Origin of the sequence: Bordetella sp. 15P40C-2 (genome assembly GCF_009763235.1) — a bacterium.
Lineage (GTDB): Bacteria > Pseudomonadota > Gammaproteobacteria > Burkholderiales > Burkholderiaceae_B > Bordetella_A.
In genome coordinates, this window is record NZ_WSJA01000004.1 from 32010 (window position 1) to 58561 (window position 26552).

A 26552-nucleotide genomic window follows, 5' to 3' on the forward strand; every position below is an offset into this window, starting at 1 on the left:
ATGCCTAAACTTGTATTTCTGTGGACGGATATTGCGCTCTTCTTGCTGGTGGCCGCCGTGCTTTGGTATGCGTGGCGCGTCAGTCGCAGTGTGAACCTGCGCGCGACCTGGGGGCGCGTGGCGCGCGACGCATCAGCGATGAGCGCGGCGGTGGTGCTGCTGGCCTTTGTGGCGGTGGGGTTGCTCGATTCGATTCATTATCGTCCGCAATTGCCGCCGGCGGCTGGAGCTCCCGCGGATGCTCCGCCCGTGTACGCCCCTGCGGTGAAATCCCTGCTCGATCGTCTGTTGGACGATACGGTGCTTACCAAGCCAGAGCGGACCTACTCTGCGCCATTGGCGGCGCGTCAGTTCACCAAGGCGACAGAGCTTATCGATGGCCACCCCGTGCGCGACTATCCGCGCCTGCGTAGCGGAGGCGCGCATCTGGGCGATCCCGAAACCGAGCTCACGGCTGATGTGTTGCTGCGACTGTCGTGGGGCCTGGCGGGTGGCGCCATCGTCGCCGTACTCGGGGTTCTCCTATTGGTCAGCGCACTGCGCAAAAGCCACGGGGGCATGGCGGCCGCGTTGACCGCCATCGCTCGCGCTCGCACCGAATTGCCCTGGCGGGCAATGGCCATCACCTTTGTGGTGTTAAGCCTCGTGGGCGGCGCGGTCGTGGGCCTGGCTAGCGGATATCACGTATTCGGCACCGACCGCACTGGCAACGATGTGTTGTGGCAAGCCTTGAAAAGCATACGCACGGCGCTCGTGATCGGCAGCCTGACCACCGTGGCGATGCTGCCGCCGGCGATCGGGTTCGGGCTCGCGGCCGGTTATTTCAAGGGCAAGGTCGACGATGCGATCCAGTACATCTACACCACGCTGACTTCGATTCCTGGCGTGCTGCTGGTGGCGGCCTGCGCGCTGATGATGCAGGTCTACATCGATACGCATCCCGACCTCTTCGATACCTCCGCCGCGCGCGCGGATTTGCGATTGTTCATGCTGTGCATGATTCTGGGGCTCACAGGTTGGTCGGGATTATGCCGTCTGCTGCGCGCCGAGGTATTAAAACTGCGCGAGCTGGAATACGTGCAGGCCGCGCGCGCATTCGGCGTCTCGCATTGGCGCATCATGCGCAGGCATCTCTTGCCGAATGTGATGCACCTGGTGCTGATCACCATGGCGTTGGAATTTTCTGGCTTGGTACTGTATGAGGCCGTGCTGTCGTATCTGGGGATAGGCGTGGACCCTGGCATGAATTCGTTCGGTTCCATGATCGACAGTGCCCGTTTCGAGATGTCGCGCGATCCTATGGTGTGGTGGAATCTGTTGACGGCGTTCATCTTCATGCTGGCTCTGGTGCTATCGGCCAATCTATTTGCCGATGCCGTGCGCGAGGCTTTCGACCCACGCACGCGGCGTTATCGGGTCAAACTAGGCTCCACGAAAGCGGTGGCGTCTTCCAACAAAGGGGCGGCAGCATGAATGCCTCATCGCCATCACTGCTCTCGATCGACGGACTGGAAGTCGCCATCGCTGGTGAACAAGGGCTGACGCATGCGGTGAAACGGTTGCAGCTTGCCATCGAACGGGGCGAGACCTTTGCGTTAGTGGGTGAGTCGGGATGCGGCAAGAGCATGACCGCCATGGCCTTGTTGCGCTTGTTGCCCGACGCGGCCCGCATTGTCGCCGGTCAAGTCGCGCTGGAAGGGTTGGATCTGAATCGTTTGCCAGAAAGTCAGATGCGCGGCGTGCGTGGCGGGCGTATTGGCATTATTTTCCAGGAGCCTTCGACCAGCCTGAATCCCGTGATGCGCGTAGGCGATCAGATCATGGAGACCCTGCTTGCGCATACACCGCTACGCGGTAACGCGGCCCGCGCGCGAGCCATCGAGTGGTTGCGTCGAGTAGGCATCCCCGAACCCGAACGCCGTATTGACGATTTTCCCTTTCAGTTCTCCGGCGGGCAAAAGCAGCGCATCATGATCGCTATCGCGTTGGCGGCGGAGCCTGCGTTGTTGATTGCCGATGAGCCGACCACCGCGCTCGATGTCACCGTACAGGCGCAGGTGCTGGATCTGCTGGCCGAGATACAGCGCGAAATGGGCATGGCGATTCTGTTGATCACCCACGACCTGGCCGTGGTGCGTCATGTCGCTCAACACGTTGCGTTGATGCGCGCGGGCGAGATCGTCGAAAGCGCGGCGGCCGATGAGTTCTTTGCCAATCCCAAACATCCCTACGCCCGCGAGCTTTTCGCGGCGATACCGACGTACGAGAAGCGAGGGCGGCCGTTGTCGGCTGTGTCTGTCACCCCTGCTGCCGTGGTAGCGACGACGCAGCAGAACAATGACGCTATATCTCAGGATACGACTGCATCGCGCGCTGCCGGCGACCACGGCGTTGGCGAAATCATCCTTGAAGTGCAGGACTTGCTCGTCCATTATCCTGTGCGCAAAGGATTGCTGCGGCGCATTGACTCCTGGGTTCAGGCCGTCAATAGCGTCACCTTTGATCTGCGTGCGGGCGAGACGCTGGCACTCTTGGGCGAATCAGGCTGCGGCAAGACGACCACGGGCAAAGCACTGCTGCGCCTCATCAGCGGCGCCAAGATCACCGGACGAGCGCTACTTAACGGACAAGACCTGCTGAGCGCTGGACCGGGTGAGTTGCGGCGTTTGCGGCAGGACATACAGATCGTTTTTCAAGATCCATTCGCTTCGCTCAATCCACGCATGCGCGTAGGCGAAATTCTCGATGAAGGCATCGCCTCGCTGCGCCCCGATATGTCGCCAGCGGCACGGGCGGCACGGACGCAGCGGTTGCTACAACGCGTGGGCTTGCCCGCCAATGCTCATCAACGTTACCCCCATGAGTTCTCTGGTGGGCAGCGGCAACGCATCGCCATCGCGCGTGCGTTGGCGGTGGAGCCCAAGGTACTGATTTGCGATGAGCCTACATCGGCCCTCGATGTTTCGGTACAAGCGCAGATTCTCGACCTCTTACGCGAATTGCAGGCCGAGCTGGGCATCGCGTATCTGTTTATCACGCACAATTTTGGCGTAGTCGAATATCTGGCCGACCGGATTGCCATTATGCATGGCGGTCGCATCGTCGAATCGGGATCGGCGGATGCCGTTCTGCACGCGCCGCAGCATGACATGACTTGCCGATTGCTTGCGGCAGTGCCGCGGCTCTGAATATTCGGACAATTCGCCGAATAATTCAAATGTTTCGCAGGATTTATGTGTATCTTCGCGCCTAATGGTATTTACTAATTGTTGAATCTATTGCGATATTAGTTAATACATTCACGCGGTATTTGTAGCGAAAATATGCTAACGAAACGTTTGGTGTTGCATGTCCACGTATATAGCGTTTAGTCGCGCATATGCAGCGAGTATTAAAGACTTTTAATGTTGAAGCTTTTATACCTAAAGTAAAAAAGTGTACAATTTACTAACGTTAACATCGGCAGAATTCACCACGTTCGGACACATTTAAAGCCAGGTGCGGTAGCTCCTTTTGCCCGAGTTATGCGGGTGCGCTCAAGGGAGCGGTCGTACCGAGTTCTCCCATAGAGGCTGCTGTTCTCTAGCGGATCCCAGGGTCAGTCGGACAGGGTTGGCGGCGGTGGTTGGCGAACGTGTCCTAGGTAAGAGGTCGCTTCCGGTCGCCGCGGTGTTCATTGCTGGCGCAGGGATGAGTTGTGTTTGCTTGATTTGAATATGGCAGCGTCATTCGCTGCCGAATGAGTGCTTCGGTGGGCACGGTTCTGTGCACGCCGAAGTGTACGAATCCGACGCGTTGTCTCGCGACAACGCGCTGGTGAGTCCCCGGTATTCCGGGAGGGTACGGGCTGATGTGCCTATGGCGGTGTCAGTCTGTGGGTTTGTGCGTGCATGAGCATTGGAGATAGCAAATGAAAGAGCAACTGCTGAAGTTTTGGAATGACGAAGAGGGCGTGACCACGTTGGAATACGCCATTCTGGCTGCAGTGTTGGTACTCGGGGTGGTCACCGCGATTGGCGCGTTCGAAGATTCCTTAACCGGCCTCTTTGGTCGGCTGGCGACCGCTGTTTCTTAATCGGCAGTCGCTTACTTCTAGTCTGCAGTTCGCTCGGCACGCGCTGGGTGCTGTCTGCAGAAGCCGCGCGTCCGGCATGTGGCCGGTCGCGCGTGCGCCGCGCTCATGTCGAGATTGCGGTACATCGTCAGGGTAATCAACAGAGGTCCAGTGTTGTCAGCAGGAGATTCGTTGTGGTGGCTGTTATTCGTGCTGTGGAATCTCTCAGTCACGTTCTCCGATTGGCATCGTCGAAAAATTCCAAATCCTTTGATCGTGGTGGCAGCAGGCTTGCAGTTGTTGTGGGCCGGCAGCGCCATGCTCGATATCGGCTGGCGATTTCCACCGTTGTGGCCCGGCTGGGCCATGAGCATGCTGGGGATGTTGGCTGCATTCCTGTTTCTGCCGCTATGGACGCGCCGGGTAATGGGCGCGGGCGACATCAAGCTCATGGCCGTCTACGGTCTGATGTTTGGCCCCATCGGTCTGGCATGGATCATCGCGGCGGGGAGCCTGCTCGCAGGCTTGCACGGCGTGCTATTTATCACTATCAGCCGTGTTTGGACTCTGCCCGAAAAACTCCGGCACATCCCGTATGGCGCCTATCTGGCGCTCGGCGCCATGAGCGTGGCGCCTACGTGCTTGAGTTCGCTCTGACCTTCATGGCGTTGTTCTTCGTGCTCTATTTGGGCGTGACCTATGGCTTGATCATGATGGCGCAGCAGTCCTTGAACCTTGCCGCGCACGATGGCGCGCGCAAGGCGTTGCAGTGGCAAGGCGGTGCCAATCATATGCAGTTGCGTGCCAATGAGGCATTGGCAACGGTGCAGGCGCACGCCGACTGGATCCGCGACGTATCGGGCGCGCCTTTGGATGTCGTCGTATGCGGTAAAGACGGCAGACTGAGTTCGGCCGGAGACCTTACGTGCAGTGGCGAGACGCCAGCTTCCGATGAGCTGGTGGTTCTGGTGCGTTATCGATATGGCGCGCACCCCTTGGCGCCAAAGCTGGCATTCATCGCCGACGCTTTGCTCCCCGCTACTCTGACCGCACGCGTGCCGGTGCGCTTGAGCGACCTGGGGGCCAGCTAGGGTGCAGCATTTGCCTTCGTATTTGCATCGGCCCTGTAGACGGTCCCAACGTGGCGTGGCCGCCATGGAATTTGCCCTGGTGGTGACCACGCTCGTCCTCATCGTGACGGCACTCATAGGATATGGCGCGCTCTTCTGGGCAAAACAGCATTTGTCGGCAGCGGCAGGCGAGGGCGCGCGGGCCGGACTGCATGCCAGCTATTCGGGCCGAGACAACGTGCAGGCCGCTTCATGCGAGGTGGCAGCCAACGTTTTCGGCACAGCATCGGCGGTTCAATGCACGGCGACGCCGCAGCCATGTCAGTGGCTTGGTGCCGGTGGCATGGTGGCCGAGTGCATCGCGGTCGCGTTGAGCTATGACGTCGCACAGTGGCCCATGCTGGAATCATTCAAGCAGTTGTTGAGGTTCGCCGCCGGTGAACACGCCGAATCATGGATTCCTTCTCGACTAGTCGCCCGCGCGATCATTCAAATTAAACAGGACCCCCTATGACTGGTGTCAGCAGAATCTTTGCGGCAATTTTATTGATAGCAGGTGTTGTCCTTGCAGCCCTGGCTTATTACCTCGCGCGTCGTCCCGCGCCGCCTCCCGTCGCCGCGCCGGCACCCGTGGCACAGGCCGCAGCGGCTCCGGTAGAGCCGCCCGTACCGCAAGCGAAGTATCCCGTCGTATTGGCCGCCACCGACATCCAGGCCGGCACACGACTGGAGCCGGATATGTTAAAGGTCGAACAGTGGCCCGTAGCATTGTCCCAAGGTTATGCGCAGCCCGAAGCGTTGGCCGGCGAAGTCGCAAGGCTGGATATTGCCGCCGGCGAGCCCGTGACCAATCAGTTGTTGGCCCAGGGTCTGTCCAAGCAGCTGCGTTCCGGAGAGCGCGCGGTAGCCGTGCCAGTCGACGAAGTCTCCGGCGCGGGCAATCGCGTGATGCCCGGCGATCTCGTGGACGTCTTCTTTGCGTTGAAGAAAAGCGACGAGGTAGCCGGCTCACAAGTTCGCTTACTGCAGTCCCGTGTGCGCGTGCTGGCGTATGGCGCGCAGACTGTGGACGGCCCGCCCGCCACGGATGCCAAGTCGCAGCAGCGCGGCGCACAGACGCAAACCCAAACCCAGGCCCGCTCGGCGATCCTGGCCGTACCGGTCAGTGACGTCAATGAACTGATGCTGGCCAGTAAATCGGGCCAGTTGCAGCTGGCGCTGCGATCCCCCGTAGACGACGAGGTTCCGGATCGCCAGTTGTTCGTTGCCCGCCAACCCGTCATGCCTACGGTGGCAGGTCTGACAGCCGAGCAGCGTGACCAGCTAAACAGCGGTGTGAACCGCGCATACGCCGGCGAAAGCCTGGCGCAGCTGGATCGCCCCGCTGAGGAACCCGCGAAACGCCAGGCGGCGCGTAGCGGTGGCACGGGACGAACGATAGAAATCGTGCGCGGCGACAGCACTCAGCATGTGCGGTACTGATCAGTTTCCCTTCCGACTCTCTGCAATATCCATCTCCAGGTTGATTCGAATGAAACGCGGCGCGCAGTTTTTGGTAGTTTGTTCGATGCTAAGTGCAGCAGGCACTCTTTTTGCCGACGCGGCGCACGCGCAGAGTTCACCCACGACCACGGCGGTGGCCGCCGCATCTAACGATATCGCGGTGCCCTTAAAGGGTCAGCATCTGCTGCCCTTGCAAGGACGACCCACCCGTATCGCCGTGGCCGATCCTAGTGTGGCCGATGTAAAAATCCTGCCCGCCTCGGCCGGCCGTCCCGCAGCCGTCTTGTTGATCGGCAAACAGCCCGGTACAACGCAAGTCCAAATATGGGCAGCCAATAGCCGTGAGGCCTTGAAATGGACCGTACGCGTAGGCGGCGCCGTGCAAAGCGCGATGTCCACGCGCGGGGTGGCAACGGATACACATATCGACGTTGCGGGCCAGCATGCGCTAGTGTCGGGGCATGCCGAGTCCGCCTTGGATCATCAGCGCGCCGTGAAGGCGGCCGGCGCCACGGTGGGCGATGCGAATGTCGTTGACGTGGCAACAATAGGTACGGGCGGCGTCGTGCAGGTCGAGGTGAAAGTCGTCGAGGTATCCCGCACCGCGTTGAAACAGGTCGGTCTTAGCATGTCGGGCACGGCAGGGGGATGGAGTCTGGGATCGTCTACTGCACCGGATAATATGGCGCTCGCCGGATCGTTAGCCAGCGGTATCGGCAGTGGTTTCAGCGCCATGTTCAACTCCAACCATTTTTCTTCGTCGCTGCGTCTACTGCAAAACAACGGCATGGCGCGCGTACTAGCGGAGCCCACCCTAGTGGCCCTAAGCGGCCAGAGCGCGAGCTTTCTTGCTGGCGGCGAGATCCCTATCCCGGTGGCAGCAGGCCTGGGTACCCAGACCGTGGAGTTCAAGCCATTCGGGATAGGCCTGAGCGTCACGCCGACTGTGCTATCCAAAGACCGCATTGCGTTGAAAGTGGCTCCTGAGGCCAGCGAACTGGACTATGGCAACGGCATTGCGATCATGAACGATTCGGGGTCTACGCTGATCCCCGCGATCCGTACGCGCCGTGCCGACACGATGGTCGAATTGGGCGACGGGGAAAGCTTTCTCATCAGCGGATTGGTATCTCGCCAAACCAAGGCCGCGGTAAACAAGGTGCCTTTCCTCGGGGAACTGCCCATCATCGGCGCGTTCTTCCGCGGCATGGAGTATTCGCAAGAAGAGCGCGAGCTCGTGATCCTGGTCACGCCGCGTCTGGTCAGACCGATAGCGCGAGGCGTCAATCTGCCATTGCCCGGCGAACAGCAAGAGCGGCCGGACACGATGACTAACGCGTGGGGCTATTACATGCTGGGGCCCGTTAGCGGCCAACAGGCACCAGGATTCTCGCGCTAAGTTTGCGGCGAAATAGTGATGACCAACGGCTTAGACGCGACAAACCCCATGCAGCGGCATTCGCCAGCGGACGCGGGCTCGGGAAACGGTGACCGGCTTCTGTTTTTCTCAGATAGCCGCGATCTTGCCCGCGCGCTTGCCCAGGCCCTGGACGGCCTGGGGGCCTTGATTCGGGAGGCGCCGTCCACAGAGAATGTGGCGCGCGTGATCGCGCAATCGCGGCCACGACTCCTGTTTTTGGACTTCGCCTGCGACCGGGGCGATACTGACAAATGGACGCGGGCCGCCGAATTGGCGCGTACGCTCGCGCAGATCGCGCCCGACGTGCCTCGCATCGCCGTTGGCTCATTGTCTCGGCCCGAGGGTGCCATCGCGGCATTGCGTGCCGGTGTGGCGGACTTTGTTGACCCGCTAGCCGCGCCGCAAGAAGTCCGGGACGCCGCTGAGTGCTTGCTGAAAACGTCGTCCTCTGCCGACAGAGCAGGAAAGACTTGCCGCGATGTGCTGCTGTTGGGCGCACGTCCGGGCGTGGGTGTGAGCACCCTGGCTGCGCATCTGTCGGCCTTGGTACAAGCCAGCCACACGCAGGCATCCCGGAAGCTGAAGAGCGATGGAGCACAAGCCGGTGATCCGCCTGCCGCAACGACGCTGCATTCGAGCACTGCTTTGTTGGATCTGGGATGGCCGATCGGCGACGCACAACTCTATGTGAACGTGACAGGCGGATTTGATTTCGCCGAAGCGGTGCGCAATCTGCAGCGCTTGGACGCGACCTTGCTTAGCTCTGCCATGCCGCATACGAGTGATGGGCTCAGCGTCATGGCCCTGCCGCCCGACCCCATGCAAATGAATCCGCTGTCCCAGACGGATTCGCTGGGAGTCTTCAAACGTTTGCAGCAGCACTTCGAGACGATCGTCACCGATGCTGGCGGTTTTCCAAACCTTGAATTCGTCGCCAGTTTGGCACGAGCCACCCAGCACATCTGGATCGTCACCGATCAGAGCGTGAGTGCATTAGTCAGTCTGGCTACGCTGTTGGAAGAACTGGAACGCCACCACATCGCGCGCGACGCGTTGAAGCTGGTCGTCAACCGCTACGACGAACGTTACGGCATGACCGCACAGCAAATCGCCGATCGTTTCGGCATCGCGCTGCAGACCGTGCTTCCTGATCGCAGCCTGGCGTTGATGAAGTGCATGAATCAAGGGCGTCTGCTGCATCTGGATGCCGAGCGCGATCCGTATGTGCGCGGCGTCAGGGCGCTCGCCACTCAGTTGACGGCGGGCGGTTCAACAGCACAGACCCGCGCAAAGGCGCCGCTAGCAGATTGGGCTACGGGTCTCTTTCGTCGGCGTAATTCGTCAACGTAAGCCCAGAGATATGCCCATGCCCACCGTATCGAAAAGGACCTGACATGATCATGACGGCCCCGATTCAATTCAGCGCCGAGGTGGACCAAAGCTTTGTCCGGTCGGCACGCTACCAAGAGGTAAAGAGCGACGCCTATGAGCATCTGCTCTCGCGCATCGAAGAGCTGGGTGCGGAGTTCGGACGTTGGACGAGAGAGACCATTCAGGACTTCGTCCAAACCGAGGTTGCTTCCTTTGCGCGAACACGTCGCGTCGCCATCAACGAAGGCGAGATGCGCCATATCGGCGCGGCGTTGACAAAGGAGTTGGCGGGTCTAGGGCCGCTAGAGGACTTGCTGGCCGATCCGGGCGTCGAAGACATATTGATCAACGGCTATGACAATGTGTTCGTCTCGCGCGGAGGCAGGCTGGCGCGCGAGGTCTTGGAGTTTTCCGATAATCAGCACGTCTTGCGCATTGTCCGCCGCATTCTCGCACCCATGGGGCGACGGCTGGACGAGTCCAACCCTATGGTGGATGCCCGCCTGCCCGATGGTGGGCGGTTGAATGCCGTCATCGAGCCGCTAGCTGTCGACGGCCCCATGGTGTCGATACGGAAGTTCCGCAAAGATCCGCTCAAGCCCTCTGATTTGCTTGCACTAGGCAGCTTCAATGACGATGTCTACCAGTTGCTGCAAACCGCGGTGGAGAATCGCTGCAATATCCTCGTGTCAGGCGGCACCAGCTCTGGTAAGACTTCCCTGCTCAATGCCCTGGCGTACTTTATTCCTCATCATGAGCGCGTCGTGACCGTCGAGGACACGGCGGAGTTGTCGCTTAACCATCCCCACGTGGTCCGGCTGGAGGCGCGTCAGGGAGGATTCGACGGCGCGGGACAGGTGACGATACGCGACCTCATTCGCAACAGCTTGCGCATGCGGCCCGACCGCGTGGTTGTAGGCGAAGTGCGTGGCGCGGAAGTCATGGACATGTTGCAAGCGATGAACACCGGCCACGAAGGATCGATGGCGACCATCCATGCCAACTCACCGCGTGAATGTCTGTACCGGATCGAAATGCTAGCCGGATTCGCTGGTTTTCAAGGCAGCGAAGACAGTCTCAGGCGGCAAATCGCCAGCGCCTTGGATTTCATCGTCCAGGTTGGCCGGTTGCCCAACGGCAAGCGACGCGTGTTGTCCGTCACCGAGGTGACTGGTATGGGCGATACCGTCATCGCGACTCAAGAGCTCTACCGGCATGAGGAGGTCGTGTCAGCGGATGGGCAAGAGCAGGACGCCTGGGTGTGGTCGGGCGTGCATCCCCATAGCGCCAAATTAGGCAAATGGCGCGAAGCCATGCGGGCGAAGGCGGTGACCGAAGACGACGCTCACTATAGCGGTGGGTTTTGGGGCAGGAGGCGCTGATCATGTTGATAGGCATTCTGTACGCGCTTGCGCTCGTTCTGGTGCTGTTCGCCCTGCTGCTATGGCAACGTGCGCAGCGCCAGCAACGTCGACAAGATAGCGCGGCTTTCCTTAACGGCCGCATACAGCGTGTCCCAACGGCGGATAACGAACGGACGCGAAACGTGTCTGCGCAGCCGGGTTTACGTACGGGTGTAGAGCGTTGGGATACCCAGTTGCGCTGCGCGGGCATCAAGCCCACACCAGCCTTTTATACGGCGCTCTGCGCGGTGTTATTCGGAGGCGTCGCTATTGCGCTGCTTCTGGGCGGTGTCATATCCGCGATTGCCGCGGCGATACTGATCAGTGTGACGATGTACTTTGGTATTTGGCTCCGAGCGAGCAAGCGCCGCGCGCGCATGTTCGATCAACTGCCAGAGATGCTCGACAACATGGTCCGCATGATAACCATCGGCCATAGCATGTCAGCAGCATTCCAGAGCGCAGCCATGGCGACTGCCGAGCCGTTGCGGGAAGTGGTCGAGAGAGCCGCGCATCTTAGCCGCACGTCCCAAGAACTCGACGCCGCGCTAACCACCGTGGCCCGGCTGTATGACTTCGAAGAGCTTCACCTGCTTGCCTCCGTCGTCAGAGTGGCGCAGAAATACGGCGGCCGCAGCGACGTTGTGCTGGAACGCATCGCCGCCTTCATGCGCGATCTGGCTCAGGCGCGTGCGGAACTGGTTGCGGCCTCGGCAGAAATCCGATTGTCGGCATGGGTGCTGGCGCTGATGCCCTTGGGCATTGCTTGCTACATCATGATTACCAATAACGCGATGTTCATGGGGATGTGGAACGACGAGGTCGGTTTCAAGATGCTCATGATGGCGGCGGCCCTGCAGGCGGGCGGCTCGTTCTGGCTCTATCGCATGACCAAGTCGATTTGAGGAAGCGAGTATGGATTCGCTCACCACATTCACCCCTGCACAACTGATGGCCGCCGCCTTGGTTTTAATCGCCATCGCGTGCGTGCTCATCGGCGCGCACATGATGACTCGCTTGCGCGCCCAGTCGCGCACGGTCGCCGTCGTGGACCGCACGCTCGCCGCGCGCGGACCCGCGCAGCCCGATGCAAAAGAACCGGCGAACCCGCTGAGCTCACTGGCGCAGGGTACGGACGCATTGGGTAAGCGGCTTGGGTCAGGCAGTCTGGCCGAATCGCTCCTGCCGGCCGAAGACAACAAACTGTTAGAGCTCGCCGGCTATCCCAATATTGGCATCGCCCGCGCCCGCTACGTCGTACTGCGCTTTGGACTCGCGATACTGCTGCCTTTGACTGCCGTGGTAGTGCGCGTCACCTGGTTCGGTGCGGCATCATGGTTCGCCATTGTCACGACGCTGGTGCTGGGGTTCGCGATCGGCTACCTCTTGCCCAAATGGCTGTTAACCCGACGGGTCAAGGCGCGCAAGGAACAGGCTGGCAAAGAACTGTCGCTTTTTATCGATTTGCTCCGCCTACTACAAGGGGTGGGCTTATCGGTCGATCAAAGCCTGCAAGTCATCATCAAGGACTTTGCCAGTGTGTTGCCGGTGCTGTCGCATGAATTCTCCGCCGCCTGTGCCATCTATGCCCGCGGACGCACGCGTGAACAATCGTTCGCACGTCTGATTCAGGATTTCGGTAATGACGATATCGCGGCTATCTGTCGATTGATTGAACAAGTGGACCGACATGGTGGCGCCGTACAAGAGCCGTTGAATCGGTTCTCACAACGGATCAGAGACAAGCGCCGCTTCGAGCTGAAAGAGCGCATCGGCCGTCTGACGGTCAAGATGACAGGCGTCATGATCGTCACGCTTATGCCCGCATTGTTGATTGTGACGGGCGGTATGGGATTCCTGGCCGTCATCAGAGGGCTATCGCGTATGGCAGGGGGAAATTAATGATCCGAGCATGTAGTGGCGCGGCAGCGTGGTGTCTGTTGAGCTTGACCGTGTTAGCAGGGTGTCAAAGCTCGAATACGCAGTCCGCGTGGTCGCTGATTAAAGCGCAGCAAGAGCAGCAGGCACTCATGCAGCAGGCCGAGGAAGACGCTCACGCCAAGCGTCAGCCCACCGAGCCGCAGATTGCCTTGTCCATCATCCGCGAGGCGCAGCGTCAAGGCAAAGACTTTGCCGCACTCGCGTATATCGATGCTTATGAGCAGCAATTCGGTGCGGGGGCTGAGCTTGCCATCCTTCAAGCGGATTCGCTCAGGCGTACCGGACAAATCGAGAAGAGCGAGGCGGTATATCGCAGACTGATCACCAGTGCACAGGCTGCGCAGGCGTGGCATGGGCTGGGTTTGCTTGCCGGCGCGCGCGGTGATTATGTCCAGGCGGTACAGAACCTGGAGCGTGCCACGCGATTGGCTCCGACCAACGCCCAAATGTTGGGCGACTTGGGTTATGCGTATCTGCTGGGGGCCGACACAGCGGGTGCGCGCGTGCCACTTGGCAAGGCCGCCGAGCTCGAACCCACCAATGGAAAAGTCCTGGCCAATATGGCGTTGCTCTTGGTGCTGGATGGTAATACCGGTCAAGCGCAGCAGTTGATGGAGAGGGCGCAGCTGGATTCGGCGGCGCGTGCCGCGGTCTTCGAGCAAGCCGCCCAGATCCACCAACAAACACGCGCGCAGGCCGCGCTGATCGCGACGTCTCCAGCTGGCGCCTCCAATGTCGCGTCGGTGAAGGTTACCCGCTCCGATGCTGGCCATATCTCTGGGCCTATGCTGCAGCCCGTCATGGAACGCATGGTGCCCTCATCGTCGATGCAATAAAGCCGGTGACCGCGTCATCATTCTTCAACTCTCGAAAGCACCCACTATGTCCCGCTCCTTATCTGGTTTGTTCCTGGTCTTGATCTCCATGCTGGCCGGGCCCGTGGCTGCGCAAACGCATGCCCCACTCGTGGATAACGACGTGAATCGCCGAGCCATTCCAGTGGTGGATCTGGCGGCCGCGCCATCTCCGGCTCCCGCCGAGAATGCCGCTGTTTTAGGGTCGCAGCCCGATGCCGTGGCCGCTTCAAGCGCGAGCACGGCAGTATCCGCCACGCGCCAGGGGTTTGGCGACGCGACGCGGAACCTGATCACGATGCAGGCTGAAGGTCGCGCGGCAGGCGCTGAACTTCCCATGCTCGGGCCAGTTTCCACGGCGTCCTGGAATCGCTACCTGGGCAGCTTCTCCATGCCCATCCCGCAATGGTTTGCCGAGAAGGTAAAGACCGAACAATAGGCCTTGGTCATTCGTCATTGAGCTGGGCGCGACGCGCGCTGCCTCCTGGATCCTCATGAAACCGTATCCGCACCCTATCTTCGCGCAGCCATCGCAGCGTGGCTCGATTCTGGTATCGGCTGTGTTTGCGATTCTGATCTGCCTGGCGGTCCTGATGTCTGCCCAGATCGGCTATCTGTACTACATGAAGCGCGAACTCCAGAAGGCCGCCGATCTGTCTGCCTTGTCGGCGGTGCAAGTGTTAGCGCCCACCGGATCCGCCGCCGATTGTGCGCCAGGGGCCAGCGTTTTTTTGGCCGCGCGGGCGAGCGCGAGCGAGAACGGTCAATCATTTATGGACGCAGTCACGCCCGCTGACGTGACGGTGCGATGCGTGGTGTGGGATCCCAAACGCACTCAGGCCGACGGTTCACATGTCTTCGAGCCGAGTACGGGCGAACGGGTCAACGCGGTTCAGGTCCGCATCGATAAATCACTCAGCTCGCTTTTCCCTAGCGTGATATCCGGCTGGATGGGAGGCGCGCAGGCCAGCGTGGTCGCCACGGCCGCTTCCACAGATCCCATTGCGGCGTTCTCCGTCGGCTCTCGCCTGCTGCGCTTGGGGTCAAACGGCCTTGTCGGCAAACTGTTGGCCTCGCTGGGCGCGACGCCGCAACAACTCACCGTATTGGACTCCGCAGGTCTGCTGAACCTCAACATCACGCCATCAGGTCTGCTGAAAGAGCTCAATCTGCCCTTGTCGGCATTGGCAGGGGTTGGCACACCCGAGCAGTTGGCGTCATTGGAATCGGTGAAGCTCGGCGCGCTGCTTAACGCCACGTTGGCGCTGGTCGAGCGCGGCAGCGGAACGGCCCAGGCACAGGTCGGACTGCTCGCCGATATGGTCAATGTGCTGCTCGCAGTCGCGCCCGTGAACGCGGATATCAAACTGTTTGGCGACGGCGGTCTATTCGATGTGGATTTGGCAACCGACGCACAAGCGGCATTGCTGGCCGACATTGGAGTCGCCAGTATTCTCCAGACCGGCTTGATGATTGCGAATGGAGACAACCTGATCGATTTAGGCCTCGATGTACCGCTGCTTGGCGTAACCAGCAAGGTGCGCGTGGTCGAGCCGCCGGCGATTCGGATCGGTGGCGTGGGCACGTCGGCGAGTACCGCAGGCATCCGTGTATATCTGTACGCAGATACTGGGAACATTCCCTTTTTCGGCCAAGTGTTGGGCGCGATGAAGACACATGTGCGTCTGCCATTGATCCTGGAAATAGGGCAATCCGAGGCCAAACTGACCAGCGTGTGCGAAGCCCCGCTGGCCCCGCAACAGGCCGTGCTGAAGGTGAAGTCATCCGTCGCCAATGTATGCCTGGGTAAGTTCCAGAACATGTCATCCATTGACGATTTTTTCTCGGCAGACAATGCATGTGTCGAAGAAACCTTCACCTCGGTTCAGCCCTTCGAAATTTTGAATGTGCTCGGGATTCTTCCCATTAAGAGTCACATTGCTTTGCCAGTTTTCCGCGAGGGGCAGGGCGTGCCAGTTACGTTAACGGCACCTCCATCGGAGGATTCAACCGCCACGGTAGCTGCAACGAACATCGATCTGACCGAATTAAGCAAAGACGTTGCAGACGCGGTAGTCGCAGGCGTATTGGGTGATCTAACCGGCCGAAAAGAGGAAATCCCTCAGGACAAAGCGAAGGACATTGCTAAAGGTCTGGTCGGCAGTGAAGGGCTGGGCCGATCCATCTCCGATGTCATCAACAACTTGAATTGGTCTACGCAGGAAATGAACAGGCTGGGAGAGCGCGTGAAGAATGGTGGCTTAGTGGGCTTCCTGGGCAGCACGCTCACCGTCGTGGGCAACGTACTGGACACGGTTCTCGGCGTCACCGCCGACACGGTGTGCCTGTTGGGAATGACCACAGACAACATCCGCAACTGCCGCATCAACGGCGTGACAACCCTGGGTCTGACGGGCACCAACGCCTTTAGCGGCCTGCTCAACGTTGTCTTCGCGCTGCTGCAGCCGCTACTTGACCCACTTTCCTTACTCGTGCAGAAGCTGCTCGCGCTGCTGGGCGTGAACCTGGGCGAGGCCGACGTATCGCTCCTATCCGTTGATTGCGGCAAACCTCGGCTCGTGTATTGATCACGTTCATCATGTCGAACGAACCGCGCCATCGCCACTTTTATTCTCGGCACCGATCGCCAAGCCAAGCCGCACAGTTCAATACCATGCCATCTTCGTCATTAACTGTTAAATTCTCGCGTCATCATTTTTGGGAGGTTGCATGACTCTTCGTAAACTTCATCGCGCCGCGCGTAGCGCCACGGTGATCGCAGCATTGTTTACGCTGGCCGCATGCGCCGCCATCACCCCGCCGGACCGCCAGGCCGTGGCCGAGCAAAGCACTCCGGTGCAAACGCCTGCCCAGCTCGAGGCATCCAGCGCACCGGCCGCATCCATCAGCTCTACCGCCGATGCGCTGCGATCACTCATCGAAAGCCGACAGGTCGTCGAACTGCGCACCACGTACAACGGCACCTATGGCGCGAGCCTGCTATTCAAGCCCGAGGATCTCGTCTACTACGTCGCCTTATTCCAGCAAAAGGATTTCTGGCGAGTCGTGCAGACACTGTCGGAAAGCCAGGCGGAAGCGATGTACCGTGCATTCAGCCAACAGTCCGCCGAACTGGCAGAAGTCGAGATTGCGCGCATCAAGCTGCAGGCCGAATACGCTCAATCCGAACGTCTCTTGACCATCCGCAATCAAGAGCTCGCTGTACTCCGCGCGGATCAGGCCTTGCGCGATCAACAAGCCCAGCAAGTCGCCGCCCGTCAGGAAGAGGCTCGCCAACAAGCGACGGCCTTATCCGCGCAAGAGGAACAGCTGCGTAAGGAACTGGCCGTTATGCAGCGCCAAATCGAAGTATTACGCGCTCAACAGGCGGAGCTGAATCTGGCGAAAGAAGTGCAATCGGATCTACTGCGTCGCTGAGGCTGATAGCCAGGGCAGGCATGGCGTCCGGATGACGCCCGCCGCGCCCTGCTACTGCAACCGATCGTCGTTGAGAAAATCCGGCAACGCCATGATCTCGATGCCTTCTTCGGTCAAGGCCGCTCGCTCCTCGGCCGTTGCCGTCCCGCGTATCGGACGCTCGTCGGCTTCGCCGGACTGAATGCGCCGAGCCTCTTCGGCAAACGCCGGGCCGACATCTTCGGTATTGCGGATAATGCGCCGCATCTCTTGCAATACCGCTGCTTGTATACGCGCGATAGCCTCATGGTCGGCGCTGGCGACGGCAGTTTCCGTCGAGCGCGCAGGCGCGGCAGCAGGGGGATTGGCCGCAACGGCATTGGCCTGCGACGAGGGCTCACGCAGGTGGGACACGTTCAAATGCGGCGCCGACAATTTCTTGGTGATATTGGCGGAATCGCACACCGGACACGTGAGCAGCCCACGCGCTTGCTGCGCGTCATAGTCTTCATGCGAACTAAACCAGCCCTCGAAAAGGTGGCCTTGATCACACTGCAGGTCGAATACTTTGAGTGCCATGACGATAAGGTTAGCCCGATAGTAAAACGGCGCCCGCAGGCGCCGTCCTGGAACTGCCGCCGACATCGCGGCAGCCCGGGCGAGTCAATTAGTTGACGCGGCTGCGGTACTCGTGCGTGCGCGTGTCGATCTCGATCTTGTCGCCGATGGCGCAGAACAGCGGCACGTTCAGCTCGAAGCCCGTGTTGATCTTGGCGGGCTTGAGCACCTTGCCCGAGGTGTCGCCACGAACGGCCGGCTCGGTGTAGGTGATTTCACGAACCAGGATGGTGGGCAGTTCGACGGAAATCGCGCGGCCGTCATAGAAGACGACTTCCACCGGCATGCCTTCTTCCAGGTAGTGCAGGGCATCGCCCATGCTCTCGGCTTCGATTTCGTACTGGTTGTACTCTTCGTCCATGAAGACGTACATCGGATCGGCGAAGTAGGAATACGTGCATTCCTTGCGATCGAGCACGACCACGTCGAATTTTTCGTCGGCCTTGTAAACCGATTCGCTGCCCGAGGCGGTCAAGAGGTTCTTGAACTTCAGCTTGACGACGGCGGCGTTACGGCCAGACTTGTTGTATTCAGCTTTTTGAACAACGAGGGGGTCCTTGCCGACCATGACCACGTTGCCGACTCGCAATTCCTGAGCGGTTTTCATTGATTAAAAACTCCGGGTGTTAAAGCGCACTCGCCGTGCTTGCGCGCAGAATGTCCGGTCTAGCGGACCCTACGTGCCCCGGGAGGCTGTCAAAATGAGACCTGCATAGCGCTGGTGCGCGAGGCAAAGGAACTCGGAAAACTCTCTATTCTAGCGTTTCTTGAGCTTTTCTGCGCAAAAAAAGGCCAAACTGTCCGCCAGATCGGCGCGCGAGGCCTGCTCGGCATCCCAGCGAAGGGCCGCCGCCTGCCAGGCGGACCAGGCAGGTTCTCGCAATGCAGCGCGTAACGTGGCGCTGAAAGCCGAGTCGGCCGCAGTACAGGCATCCGCTCGATCCGGCGCCGTATCCCACGCCGTCGCGACGCCATCGTCGCCAGCAAAAGCGCCCGGCGCCCGATTCCATGCACGGATCAACGCCTGCGCCGCGGGCGGCCCCGGATAGCGAGCTAGCCACGCCTGCAGCTTGTCCAGGTGCGCGTCTTCATCCTGTGCATAGATTTGCCACACCAGCGGCCGCGCCGCCCAAGCCGCGCGTACGAACGAGTCCTCGCCGCGCACGAAATTCAGGTCCGCGCACCAAAGCAGGCGGTCGAAGTCGGGCTGCGCGACGAACGGCACGCGCGCGATTCGCAGATGCGCGCCTGCATGCGCACGGCCAGCCGTCCTGGCCGCCCACAGCGTTTCCTCAAGCCCCGGCGCAACCCCTTCGGGCACCAGCAGCAGCGAAGGCCGCTCATCGTCCAATAATCCGCGCACCAGCGCATTCACCGGCGCATAGGGATAGCAAAACAGCGACACGAGCCGCGCACCGCCATGCCAATGGCCCAATGCATCGGCTTTTACCGCCAACGTCTCGCTTAAAAACCGGGCCTGCGCTTCCCGCGAAGCCTGCATCTCGTCGCGCTGCGCGCTCAACCCAGGCTCACGCAGCAACCCTCCCGTGCCCTTGGTGAAGCCGGGAAAGAAAAAGTGCTTCACCAGCCCGTCGGCCTGCATCGACGGCAGGCCGTGGCAGCTTTCCACCCAGGACTCGGCGCTCAGATATTCCAGGTTCAACCAGACGGGCTGCCGATCGCCCGATTGCACCTGCGCCCGCATTGCTTGCACAAACGCGGCGGGCGGATCACAGGCAAACGCCTCGATCACCACGTCGCCGGGTATTACCCCAGCTAAGTCATCGTCTTGCGTCCAATGCAAAATGTCGACGCCCTCGACCGTCTGCCGCGTCTGGTCGCTCGACACCCCCGGCTGAATCCGCGCGAATGCCCGTAGTTCGTCCACCCACAGCCGCACCTGCCAACCATGACCGTGCGCCAGCCGTCGCGCCAGCCGCCAGCACACGCCGATATCGCCATAGTTATCGACGACCCGGCAGAAAATATCGGCGCGCACGGGATTGGCAATCAGTGGAACTTCGCTGGCGCGGTGTTCGCGTCTTCCGGCAGTTCCGCATGGACGAGCTCGCCCAACGGATTCGGGAAAGCCGGCGCGCCGCAGTCTTCGCAAAACTCCGGCAGCAGCACGCCAGGAATATGACGCACCTCATGCACGCCATATTCCTTCAAGTGGGCTGCGATTTGATCCACCACGCCTGGCTGGCTGTCATCTTCGCCCGTGTCGTCCTCGCGGCCATAAACGGGCCAAATGCAGCCATACACCACATCGTTGTTATTGCGGACCGTAAAGCCAACCCGGTATTCCTCGATGCGCGTCTCGCCGCAGCCTGCGACGACGGCACGCAGTTCCGAGGCGGACGCATCCAGGGCGCCCTCCAGCCAGGTCACGGCCGCGCGCAGCGACATCGGGCGCACGCGCCGGTCCGCCTCGCGGTTGCTCACGTAGTAGGCATCCGGCAACAGGCACTCAATGCCGCACCCAGGCATCAACGTAGCGATTGTCGGCTGCGCCTGCGCCACCCATTGTGCCAGGCAAGCCTCGCGGCTGTTCTCCTCGACGCCGGGCGCTTCTTGCCAGCGGAAAATCGGCGCGCCCGCCGGCGTCGTCACCGACGCGACCACATAGCGAGTATCGGCCAGCATATTGGTGGGCTCATCGGCTTTGTTCATGGCGGGCTTGGGTGCATCCAGACCCAGGGCGTGATGCCCCAGTCGCTGCATCCACTGCCATGTTTCCGAAAACGTGCGGGGCATCTGGTCGATGCTCACCAACTGCGGCATCACCGCTACCTGCGTGCCCTCGGCCAGAACATGCCCATGCAAATGCGCCGCCAGCGTTTGAATTGCCGATTCGGGCAGCGGACCAGTGGGAATCGTGTATCGCGTCCACGCGGCGATAGGAATCACAATCAACAGCACATCGTGCAGCTGACCCGCTTTCTCGATCTGCATCGATTCCGACAATGTCTCGGCCTGCTCGATCAACACTTCATAAGCGCCAATATCCTGCTGCGCCAGATGCTCCAGCGCTGCCTCCAGCGTGGCGTCCTGCGTATTGCGCAACAGCTTCGAGATCGTATCGGCGAGCAGTTTCTCCCAATACACATCCTCGACCCGGCTGCCGGAACGGCTTAACGACAGGGCGAGCGAGACCAGACGCGTCGCGTCACGGTTCAGGCGGGTAGAAACGGAGCTGCGGACTCGGACCATGTGTGATGAAAGGGCGTCAAAGAGAGATTGGAACCCGCTAGTTTAACCCTGGTCCGATTGCGACCTGGACGGGGTGGGGCGCTGAAATACTAGGTGTCGGCCGCAATGCAGCGAAGGCCTCCGAGGAGGCCTTCGCTGCACACGTCTAGCCAGCCATCAGGCCGCCAGCAGCTGACGCAGCACAAATGGCAGAATGCCGCCGTGCAGGTAGTAATCCACCTCGATCGGGGTGTCGATACGCAGCAGCACCTCGACATCCTGACGCGACCCATCGGCGCGGTGGATCGTCAAGGTCACGTCCATCATGGGCTTGATGCCGTTTTCCAGGCCCGAGATGTCAAACGTCTCGTTGCCGGTGATACCCAGCGTGGCCGCGCTATCGTCGCCCTTGAACTGCAGCGGCAGCACGCCCATGCCCACCAGGTTGCTACGGTGAATACGTTCGAAGCTGCGCGCCACGACCGCCTTCACGCCCAACAGCTGCGTGCCCTTGGCCGCCCAGTCGCGCGACGAACCCGTGCCGTATTCTTCGCCGCCAAACACCACCGTGGGCGTACCCTGCGCCACATACTTCATGGCGGCGTCATAGATGGACATTTGTTCGCCCGAGGGCTGGAACAGCGTTTCGCCACCCTCGAACCGGCTGCCATCGGCCTTCGGCGGAATCATCAGGTTCTTGATGCGCACGTTGGCAAAGGTGCCGCGCATCATGATCTCGTGATTGCCGCGGCGCGAGCCGTAGCTGTTGAAATCGGCCTTCATCACGCCGTGTTCCTTCAGCCATTTGCCTGCGGGCGAGGTTTCCTTGATCGAGCCGGCCGGCGAAATATGGTCCGTTGTCACCGAGTCGCCAAAAATGCCCAGCGCCCGCGCACCCTGGATCACCGGGATCGAACCCGGCTCCATGCCGAAGTCGTCAAAGAATGGCGGCTTGGCGATGTAGGTGGATTCGGGCCAGTTATACGTATCGCCCGTCACGCCCTTGATGTTCTTCCACAAATCGCCCGGGTTCGTCTTGACCTGACCGTAGTTGTCGCGGAACGCTTGCGGATCCAGCGCGAACTTCAGCAGCGCATTGACTTCTTCAGTGCTCGGCCAGATGTCACCCAGCCACACGTCGCCGTTCTTGCCTTGACCCACCGGCTCGGTCATCAGATCGCGCGTAATCGTGCCCGCCAAGGCATAAGCCACCACCAGCGGCGGAGAAGCCAGGAAGTTCGCCTTGATATTCGGGTGAATTCGCGCTTCGAAGTTACGGTTGCCCGACAACACCGCCGCGCACACCAGATCATTGTTGATGATCGCTTCGTTCAGCTCAGGCGCCAGATCGCCCGCGTTACCAATACACGTCGTGCAACCATAAGCGGCGATATCAAAGCCCAGCTGTTCCAGATACGGCAGCAGACCGGTCTTGGTCAGATACTCCGTCACCACCCGCGATCCAGGCGCCAGCGACGTCTTGATATGTTTAGGCACCGTCAACCCGGCTTCGACTGCCTTCTTGGCCAACAGGCCCGCAGCCAGCAACACGCTGGGGTTAGAGGTATTGGTGCAAGACGTGATGGCCGCGATCAGAATGTCGCCGTTCTTGATCGTCGTGCCATCGCTGGTGGTAAAGGTCTGATCCAGTTTTTCCGCCGGCTGATTAAAGCCATTTTCCGCCGTCGGCTTGGAGAACAGATCCTTGAACGTGCTCTTCACATAGCCGATTTCGATGCGGTCCTGCGGACGTTTCGGACCAGCGAGCGAGGGCGCCACGGTGGACAGATCCAGCGTCAGCAGCTTGGTGTAGTTGATGTCGCGCGCGTCTGGCACGCCATACATCTTCTGCGCTTTGAAATAAGCCTGGAACGCAGCGATTTCCTCGTCCGTGCGGCCCGTGCCGCGGAAGTAATCGATGGTGCGATCGTCGACGGGGAAAAAGCCCATCGTCGCGCCATATTCGGGCGCCATATTGCCGATCGTGGCGCGCTCGGCCACCGACAGGCTCGCCGTGCCCGGTCCGCAGAATTCCACGAACTTGCCCACAACCTTCTCGCGGCGCAGCATTTCCGTGATCGTCAGCACCAGATCGGTCGCTGTCACACCACCGCGCAACTGGCCCTTCAGCTCCACACCCACCACGTCCGGCGTCAGGAAGTAGACCGGCTGACCCAGCATCCCGGCCTCGGCTTCGATACCGCCAACACCCCAGCCCACCACGCCAATACCGTTGATCATGGTGGTATGGCTGTCTGTGCCGACCAGCGAGTCCGGGTAGTAAATATTGTCCTTCTTGTGCACGCCGCGGGCCAGGTACTCCAAGTTCACCTGGTGCACGATCCCGAAGCCCGGGGGCACCACGCCAAACGTGTCAAAGGCCTGCATGCCCCATTTCATGAACTGGTAGCGCTCCTGGTTGCGCTTGAATTCCAGCTTCATGTTCAGATCCAGCGCGTCCTTCGTGCCGAAATAGTCGATCATGACCGAGTGATCCACCACCAGATCCACCGGCACTAGCGGCTCGATCTGCTTGGGATTCTTGCCCATCTTCTCGGCGACCGAGCGCATGGCCGCGATATCGGCCAGCAAAGGCACGCCCGTGAAATCCTGCAGCACCACACGCGCGACTACAAAGGGAATTTCATCCTCTCGCTTGGCATTCGGCTGCCAGTTCGCCAGCTGCCGGATATGCTCCTCGGTGACCTTCTGGCCATCGCAGTTGCGCAGCACCGACTCAAGCACGATGCGGATCGACACCGGCAGTCGCTGCACATCCACACCCAGGGCCTTGCCCAGGGCGGGCAGCGAGTAATGCTGACAGGTCTTACTGCCGATCTTGAAATTCTTCAGAGTATTGAACGTGTTATGCGGCATGATGGAACTCCGTGGGTGTTGGACCGCGTAAAGCTACCATTTTGTGGCGTTTTCGCGAGTTTGTCATGGTATGTTGACACAATGCGCGGCGTGGCGCGGTCTTATGTCTTATATCTTATATAAGACCTGGGTCACTCGTCAAAGTTCCCGAGCATCCGCCGCCGATGTCGATCAGCCATCCGGACATTTCCGATACTGCGCGCCAAACCGTTCAGCGCGCGCCTGCACAAGCTGTGCCACGCGCTTGAGCCACGCTTTTTTGTCGTAGCTACGATTGCGATAACCCGTCCAGCCTTCGTGATAATTCAGATACTGGCCGTACGCGTCCCACTTCGACACCCCATTGATGCGCTGGGTCTTGCTGATATACCAGCCCATGAAATCCAGTGAATCCGCTAAATTCTCGCGGCTGGCCATCCAGCCGCCAGCTTCGCGCTTATAGTCCGCCCAGGTTTCATCCTTGGCCTGGGCGTATCCGTAAGCTGTGCTGACGCGACCCCACGGGATAAAACCCAAGATGTAATAGCGTGGGGGGAGGGCATCATGTCGAAAGCTTGACTCCTGATACATCATGGCGAACGGCACCTGCACCGGCACGCCCCATTTATCGCGCATCTTGACCGCGGCCTTACGCCAGCTCGGCTTCTCCCGAAAAATCTCGCAGAGATCTTCTGGGTTCGATGGCGGGGTGGTTGCACACCCGCCCAATATCAGCAACAAACTCAATACCAACGGCCAGCGCGTCATGGCCTATTCCTCATCCGGCGGATGGGCGAATTCTAAGCGGTATGCGCGGTTGGTAGCGTCTGTTGCGCTGCAGCGCACCTACAAGAAAGCGAGCAAGCCACTGCCCGCCCCGGTCCGTCACACGCGCGCAGCAACGTCGCGTTTTAAAAATCCACCGACATCGAAAGCTTATAGACGCGCCCCATACCCTGCGTGAGCTGCCCGAAATCGTTGCCCACCGTCGCCCAGTAACGCTTATCCGTGACGTTATCCACCCCGGCGCGCCAGACCACCGCGTGCCCGTCGATCTTCGTCGCATACCGCGCACCCAGATCCAAGCGCGTCCATGCGGGTATCTTCGCCGTATTGTCGGCATTGACATACTGCGAGCCGCGCCGCTGCACATAAGCCTGCAGCGTCAGCCCCGTCAATTCCGGCACATCCCATTCCGCGCCCAGCACGGCCTGATACCTCGGCACGCCAATCGCATTATTGCCATCCTGACGTCCACCCGCCGTGCCGCGCAGCTCCGGATCCATGAGTGTCACCCCGCCCAACAGCCGTACACCCTTGACCGGCTCACCATAAACATTCAGCTCCACGCCTCGGTTACGCTGCGATCCCGCCACGCCAAAAACGCCGTCCGAGTTCGTATAAGCCTCCGGCTTCTCGATCTGAAACACGCCCACATAGCCGCCGATATCTCCCAGATCGACCTTCACCCCCGCCTCAGTCTGCTTAGTGCGATAGGGCGCCAGCGTCTCGCCATAATTCACCGCGCCCAGCGGCGCCGAGTCGCCTCGAGTCAGCCCCTCGATATGGTTCACATAAAACGACACCTGTTCCCACGGTCGGATCACCAAACCATAGGCCGGCGTCCATACCGATCGATCATAGGTCGTATCGTGCACGCCCTCAGTGTTGTAGAGCTTGTCCTTAATCGTCTGCCGTCGCACCCCCAGCGTCAGAAACACCCGGTCATCCCAGAACGACAGCTGATCAGACAACGCCACACTGCTCAGGTTCGTGCGGCTGCTGATATGTGGATCGCCCATATCCCCGCCCGTAAACGTCGTGGCCGGGCGCGGGAAAGACTGCGGATCGTAAATATCAATCGGGCTAGCGTCGCTCATTTCCCAGGCCTGCCTCACGCGCGACTGCAGCCCAGAAAATCCCACATTGACTAGATGACCTACCGGCCCCGTCCGAAACTTCCCGCGAACCCCGACCTCACCGCTGACCGAGTCACGCGTATAAGGCACCGTCAGCCGAGCCACAGTGCCTTTACCATCCTCGTCCACCCGCGGCTGCCCATAATCGCCATGCTCGCGATCGTGACTCGTCCCGATCGCCGCATAGCCCATCCAGTCGCTGGAAAAATCATATTCCGCGCGCAGCACTCCGTAAGTGCTCTCCAACTCGCTATACGTCCACGGCTGCCCATAATTCAGCCGATTCGATGGCGGCGAGGGCACCCCCGTGCCAATCGGCACGATCGTGGGCCGGGGTTGCGAAAACCGATACTTCTGATACCCCGCATCCAAGGACACCCGCAGCTTCTCGCCCAGATAATCCAACCCGACCGTACCCACCGCCATACGTTCGCCCGCATGGTCGATACTCGTATCGCCATCCCGATGCGCCGCGTTAACCCGAATCCCAAACTCCTGGTTCTCGCCCCATCGACGCCCAATATCCACGCCCGCGCCGACCTGTGAATCACTCGTATAGTCCACCGTCGCCCGCGTCAGTGGATCCACCTCGGCCCGCTTGGGCTGAATATTGATCGATCCTCCCAACCCCGACCCGCCCGGCGCCGCGCCATTCAAAAACGCGTTAGCGCCTTTCAAAATCTCCACCCGCTCGACCATCTGCGTCGGCAACACCTGTCGGGGCAAAATCCCATACAGCCCGTTAAACGCCAGATCATCGTTATTCATCGCAAAGCCGCGGATGGAAAACGTCTGCGCCGAATTCCCGAACCCGTTCCCCACCTGCACCGACGAATCGTTCTTGACCACTTCCCCCAACGTGCGCGCCTGCTGATTCTCGATCAGTTTCGACGTAAAGCTCGTCACCACAAACGGCGCGTCCATACTGTCCATA

The 26552-nt window shown here is 60.3% G+C and carries 23 protein-coding genes; 16 read left to right on the forward strand and 7 right to left on the reverse strand.

The features are described from left to right. The 16 genes from GOQ25_RS03375 (at window position 1) to GOQ25_RS03450 (ending at window position 17054) form a co-directional block, all read left to right on the forward strand. Window positions 1-1473 carry an ABC transporter permease gene (locus tag GOQ25_RS03375; protein ID WP_160349039.1) on the forward strand — a complete coding sequence of 491 codons (1473 nt, stop codon included), beginning with the start codon at window positions 1-3 and terminating at the stop codon, window positions 1471-1473. Continuing rightward, window positions 1470-3188, forward strand: a complete 1719-nt coding sequence (locus tag GOQ25_RS03380; protein WP_160349040.1) for an ABC transporter ATP-binding protein — start codon at window positions 1470-1472, stop codon at window positions 3186-3188. Before GOQ25_RS03375 ends, GOQ25_RS03380 begins: the two co-directional genes overlap by 4 nt. Before the next feature lie 722 nt (window positions 3189-3910). Further along, a complete protein-coding gene (locus GOQ25_RS03385) occupies window positions 3911-4075 on the forward strand; it encodes a Flp family type IVb pilin (RefSeq protein ID WP_160349041.1) in 165 nt (54 codons plus the stop codon). Window positions 4076-4246: 171 nt separating this feature from the next. Further along, window positions 4247-4711, forward strand: coding sequence for a prepilin peptidase (locus GOQ25_RS03390; RefSeq protein WP_160349042.1), 465 nt, complete (start codon window positions 4247-4249; stop codon window positions 4709-4711). Beyond that, entirely contained in the window at window positions 4693-5145 is a 453-nt protein-coding gene (locus GOQ25_RS03395; RefSeq protein ID WP_336603773.1) for a TadE family protein, read from the forward strand. The genes GOQ25_RS03390 and GOQ25_RS03395 overlap by 19 nt, the downstream gene beginning before the upstream one ends. Before the next feature lie 64 nt (window positions 5146-5209). After that, window positions 5210-5638, forward strand: coding sequence for a TadE/TadG family type IV pilus assembly protein (locus GOQ25_RS03400; protein WP_160349044.1), 429 nt, complete (start codon window positions 5210-5212; stop codon window positions 5636-5638). Window positions 5639-5670: 32 nt separating this feature from the next. After that, a complete protein-coding gene (gene cpaB / locus GOQ25_RS03405) occupies window positions 5671-6606 on the forward strand; it encodes a Flp pilus assembly protein CpaB (protein ID WP_236844471.1) in 936 nt (311 codons plus the stop codon). Between the two features lie 85 nt (window positions 6607-6691). Then, window positions 6692-8026, forward strand: a complete 1335-nt coding sequence (locus tag GOQ25_RS03410; protein ID WP_236844472.1) for a type II and III secretion system protein family protein — start codon at window positions 6692-6694, stop codon at window positions 8024-8026. Between the two features lie 18 nt (window positions 8027-8044). After that, on the forward strand, window positions 8045-9397 hold the full coding sequence (locus tag GOQ25_RS03415) for a pilus assembly protein CpaE (protein ID WP_236844473.1): 1353 nt from the start codon (window positions 8045-8047) through the stop codon (window positions 9395-9397). Between the two features lie 44 nt (window positions 9398-9441). Next, entirely contained in the window at window positions 9442-10800 is a 1359-nt protein-coding gene (locus GOQ25_RS03420; RefSeq protein ID WP_160349047.1) for a CpaF family protein, read from the forward strand. Between the two features lie 2 nt (window positions 10801-10802). Continuing rightward, window positions 10803-11726, forward strand: a complete 924-nt coding sequence (locus tag GOQ25_RS03425) for a type II secretion system F family protein (RefSeq protein WP_160349048.1) — start codon at window positions 10803-10805, stop codon at window positions 11724-11726. Between the two features lie 10 nt (window positions 11727-11736). After that, window positions 11737-12723, forward strand: coding sequence for a type II secretion system F family protein (locus tag GOQ25_RS03430; protein WP_160349049.1), 987 nt, complete (start codon window positions 11737-11739; stop codon window positions 12721-12723). Next, window positions 12723-13598: a tetratricopeptide repeat protein gene (locus GOQ25_RS03435; RefSeq protein ID WP_160349050.1), complete on the forward strand. Its 876-nt coding sequence runs from the start codon at window positions 12723-12725 to the stop codon at window positions 13596-13598. Before GOQ25_RS03430 ends, GOQ25_RS03435 begins: the two co-directional genes overlap by 1 nt. Window positions 13599-13644: 46 nt before the next feature. Continuing rightward, window positions 13645-14055 carry a DUF3613 domain-containing protein gene (locus GOQ25_RS03440; RefSeq protein WP_160349051.1) on the forward strand — a complete coding sequence of 137 codons (411 nt, stop codon included), beginning with the start codon at window positions 13645-13647 and terminating at the stop codon, window positions 14053-14055. A 55-nt stretch (window positions 14056-14110) separates the two neighbouring features. Further along, window positions 14111-16204 (forward strand): pilus assembly protein TadG-related protein, encoded by a 2094-nt coding sequence (locus GOQ25_RS03445; RefSeq protein WP_160349052.1) that lies wholly within the window; start codon window positions 14111-14113, stop codon window positions 16202-16204. A 142-nt stretch (window positions 16205-16346) separates the two neighbouring features. Continuing rightward, on the forward strand, window positions 16347-17054 hold the full coding sequence (locus tag GOQ25_RS03450) for a DUF2968 domain-containing protein (protein WP_160349053.1): 708 nt from the start codon (window positions 16347-16349) through the stop codon (window positions 17052-17054). A 51-nt stretch (window positions 17055-17105) separates the two neighbouring features. Here GOQ25_RS03450 and GOQ25_RS03455 read toward each other — a convergent pair whose 3' ends face one another. The 7 genes from GOQ25_RS03455 to GOQ25_RS03485 form a co-directional block, all read right to left on the reverse strand. After that, the gene (locus GOQ25_RS03455) at window positions 17106-17612 is read right to left on the reverse strand and encodes a DUF1178 family protein (RefSeq protein ID WP_160349054.1); all 507 of its coding nucleotides are present in this window, start codon (window positions 17610-17612) and stop codon (window positions 17106-17108) included. Window positions 17613-17700: 88 nt separating this feature from the next. Further along, the gene (efp, locus tag GOQ25_RS03460; protein WP_160349055.1) at window positions 17701-18258 is read right to left on the reverse strand and encodes an elongation factor P; all 558 of its coding nucleotides are present in this window, start codon (window positions 18256-18258) and stop codon (window positions 17701-17703) included. Between the two features lie 150 nt (window positions 18259-18408). Further along, the gene (earP, locus tag GOQ25_RS03465; RefSeq protein ID WP_160349056.1) at window positions 18409-19650 is read right to left on the reverse strand and encodes an elongation factor P maturation arginine rhamnosyltransferase EarP; all 1242 of its coding nucleotides are present in this window, start codon (window positions 19648-19650) and stop codon (window positions 18409-18411) included. An 11-nt stretch (window positions 19651-19661) separates the two neighbouring features. After that, complete coding sequence (locus tag GOQ25_RS03470) at window positions 19662-20864, reverse strand: DUF2863 family protein (RefSeq protein ID WP_160349057.1); 1203 nt, start codon at window positions 20862-20864, stop codon at window positions 19662-19664. Between the two features lie 156 nt (window positions 20865-21020). Continuing rightward, window positions 21021-23720, reverse strand: coding sequence for an aconitate hydratase AcnA (gene acnA / locus GOQ25_RS03475; RefSeq protein ID WP_160349058.1), 2700 nt, complete (start codon window positions 23718-23720; stop codon window positions 21021-21023). A 171-nt stretch (window positions 23721-23891) separates the two neighbouring features. Beyond that, complete coding sequence (locus GOQ25_RS03480) at window positions 23892-24467, reverse strand: hypothetical protein (protein ID WP_160349059.1); 576 nt, start codon at window positions 24465-24467, stop codon at window positions 23892-23894. A gap of 143 nt (window positions 24468-24610) precedes the next feature. Further along, on the reverse strand, window positions 24611-26552 hold a 1942-nt coding region (locus GOQ25_RS03485; protein WP_236844474.1), incomplete at its 5' end, for a TonB-dependent siderophore receptor.

Excerpts from the sequence above, each read along its gene's own strand:
- GOQ25_RS03375 (WP_160349039.1), top strand. The coding sequence starts at position 1 with ATGCCTAAACTTGTATTTCTGTGGACGGATATTGCGCTCTTCTTGCTG.
- GOQ25_RS03380 (WP_160349040.1), top strand. The coding sequence starts at position 1,470 with ATGAATGCCTCATCGCCATCACTGCTCTCGATCGACGGACTGGAAGTC.
- GOQ25_RS03385 (WP_160349041.1), top strand. The coding sequence starts at position 3,911 with ATGAAAGAGCAACTGCTGAAGTTTTGGAATGACGAAGAGGGCGTGACC.
- GOQ25_RS03400 (WP_160349044.1), top strand. The coding sequence starts at position 5,210 with ATGGAATTTGCCCTGGTGGTGACCACGCTCGTCCTCATCGTGACGGCA.
- GOQ25_RS03410 (WP_236844472.1), top strand. The coding sequence starts at position 6,692 with ATGCTAAGTGCAGCAGGCACTCTTTTTGCCGACGCGGCGCACGCGCAG.
- GOQ25_RS03415 (WP_236844473.1), top strand. The coding sequence starts at position 8,045 with ATGACCAACGGCTTAGACGCGACAAACCCCATGCAGCGGCATTCGCCA.
- GOQ25_RS03420 (WP_160349047.1), top strand. The coding sequence starts at position 9,442 with ATGATCATGACGGCCCCGATTCAATTCAGCGCCGAGGTGGACCAAAGC.
- GOQ25_RS03425 (WP_160349048.1), top strand. The coding sequence starts at position 10,803 with ATGTTGATAGGCATTCTGTACGCGCTTGCGCTCGTTCTGGTGCTGTTC.
- GOQ25_RS03430 (WP_160349049.1), top strand. The coding sequence starts at position 11,737 with ATGGATTCGCTCACCACATTCACCCCTGCACAACTGATGGCCGCCGCC.
- GOQ25_RS03435 (WP_160349050.1), top strand. The coding sequence starts at position 12,723 with ATGATCCGAGCATGTAGTGGCGCGGCAGCGTGGTGTCTGTTGAGCTTG.
- GOQ25_RS03440 (WP_160349051.1), top strand. The coding sequence starts at position 13,645 with ATGTCCCGCTCCTTATCTGGTTTGTTCCTGGTCTTGATCTCCATGCTG.
- GOQ25_RS03445 (WP_160349052.1), top strand. The coding sequence starts at position 14,111 with ATGAAACCGTATCCGCACCCTATCTTCGCGCAGCCATCGCAGCGTGGC.
- GOQ25_RS03450 (WP_160349053.1), top strand. The coding sequence starts at position 16,347 with ATGACTCTTCGTAAACTTCATCGCGCCGCGCGTAGCGCCACGGTGATC.
- GOQ25_RS03455 (WP_160349054.1), bottom strand. The coding sequence starts at position 17,612 with ATGGCACTCAAAGTATTCGACCTGCAGTGTGATCAAGGCCACCTTTTC.
- efp (WP_160349055.1), bottom strand. The coding sequence starts at position 18,258 with ATGAAAACCGCTCAGGAATTGCGAGTCGGCAACGTGGTCATGGTCGGC.
- GOQ25_RS03470 (WP_160349057.1), bottom strand. The coding sequence starts at position 20,864 with ATGGTCCGAGTCCGCAGCTCCGTTTCTACCCGCCTGAACCGTGACGCG.
- acnA (WP_160349058.1), bottom strand. The coding sequence starts at position 23,720 with ATGCCGCATAACACGTTCAATACTCTGAAGAATTTCAAGATCGGCAGT.
- GOQ25_RS03480 (WP_160349059.1), bottom strand. The coding sequence starts at position 24,467 with ATGACGCGCTGGCCGTTGGTATTGAGTTTGTTGCTGATATTGGGCGGG.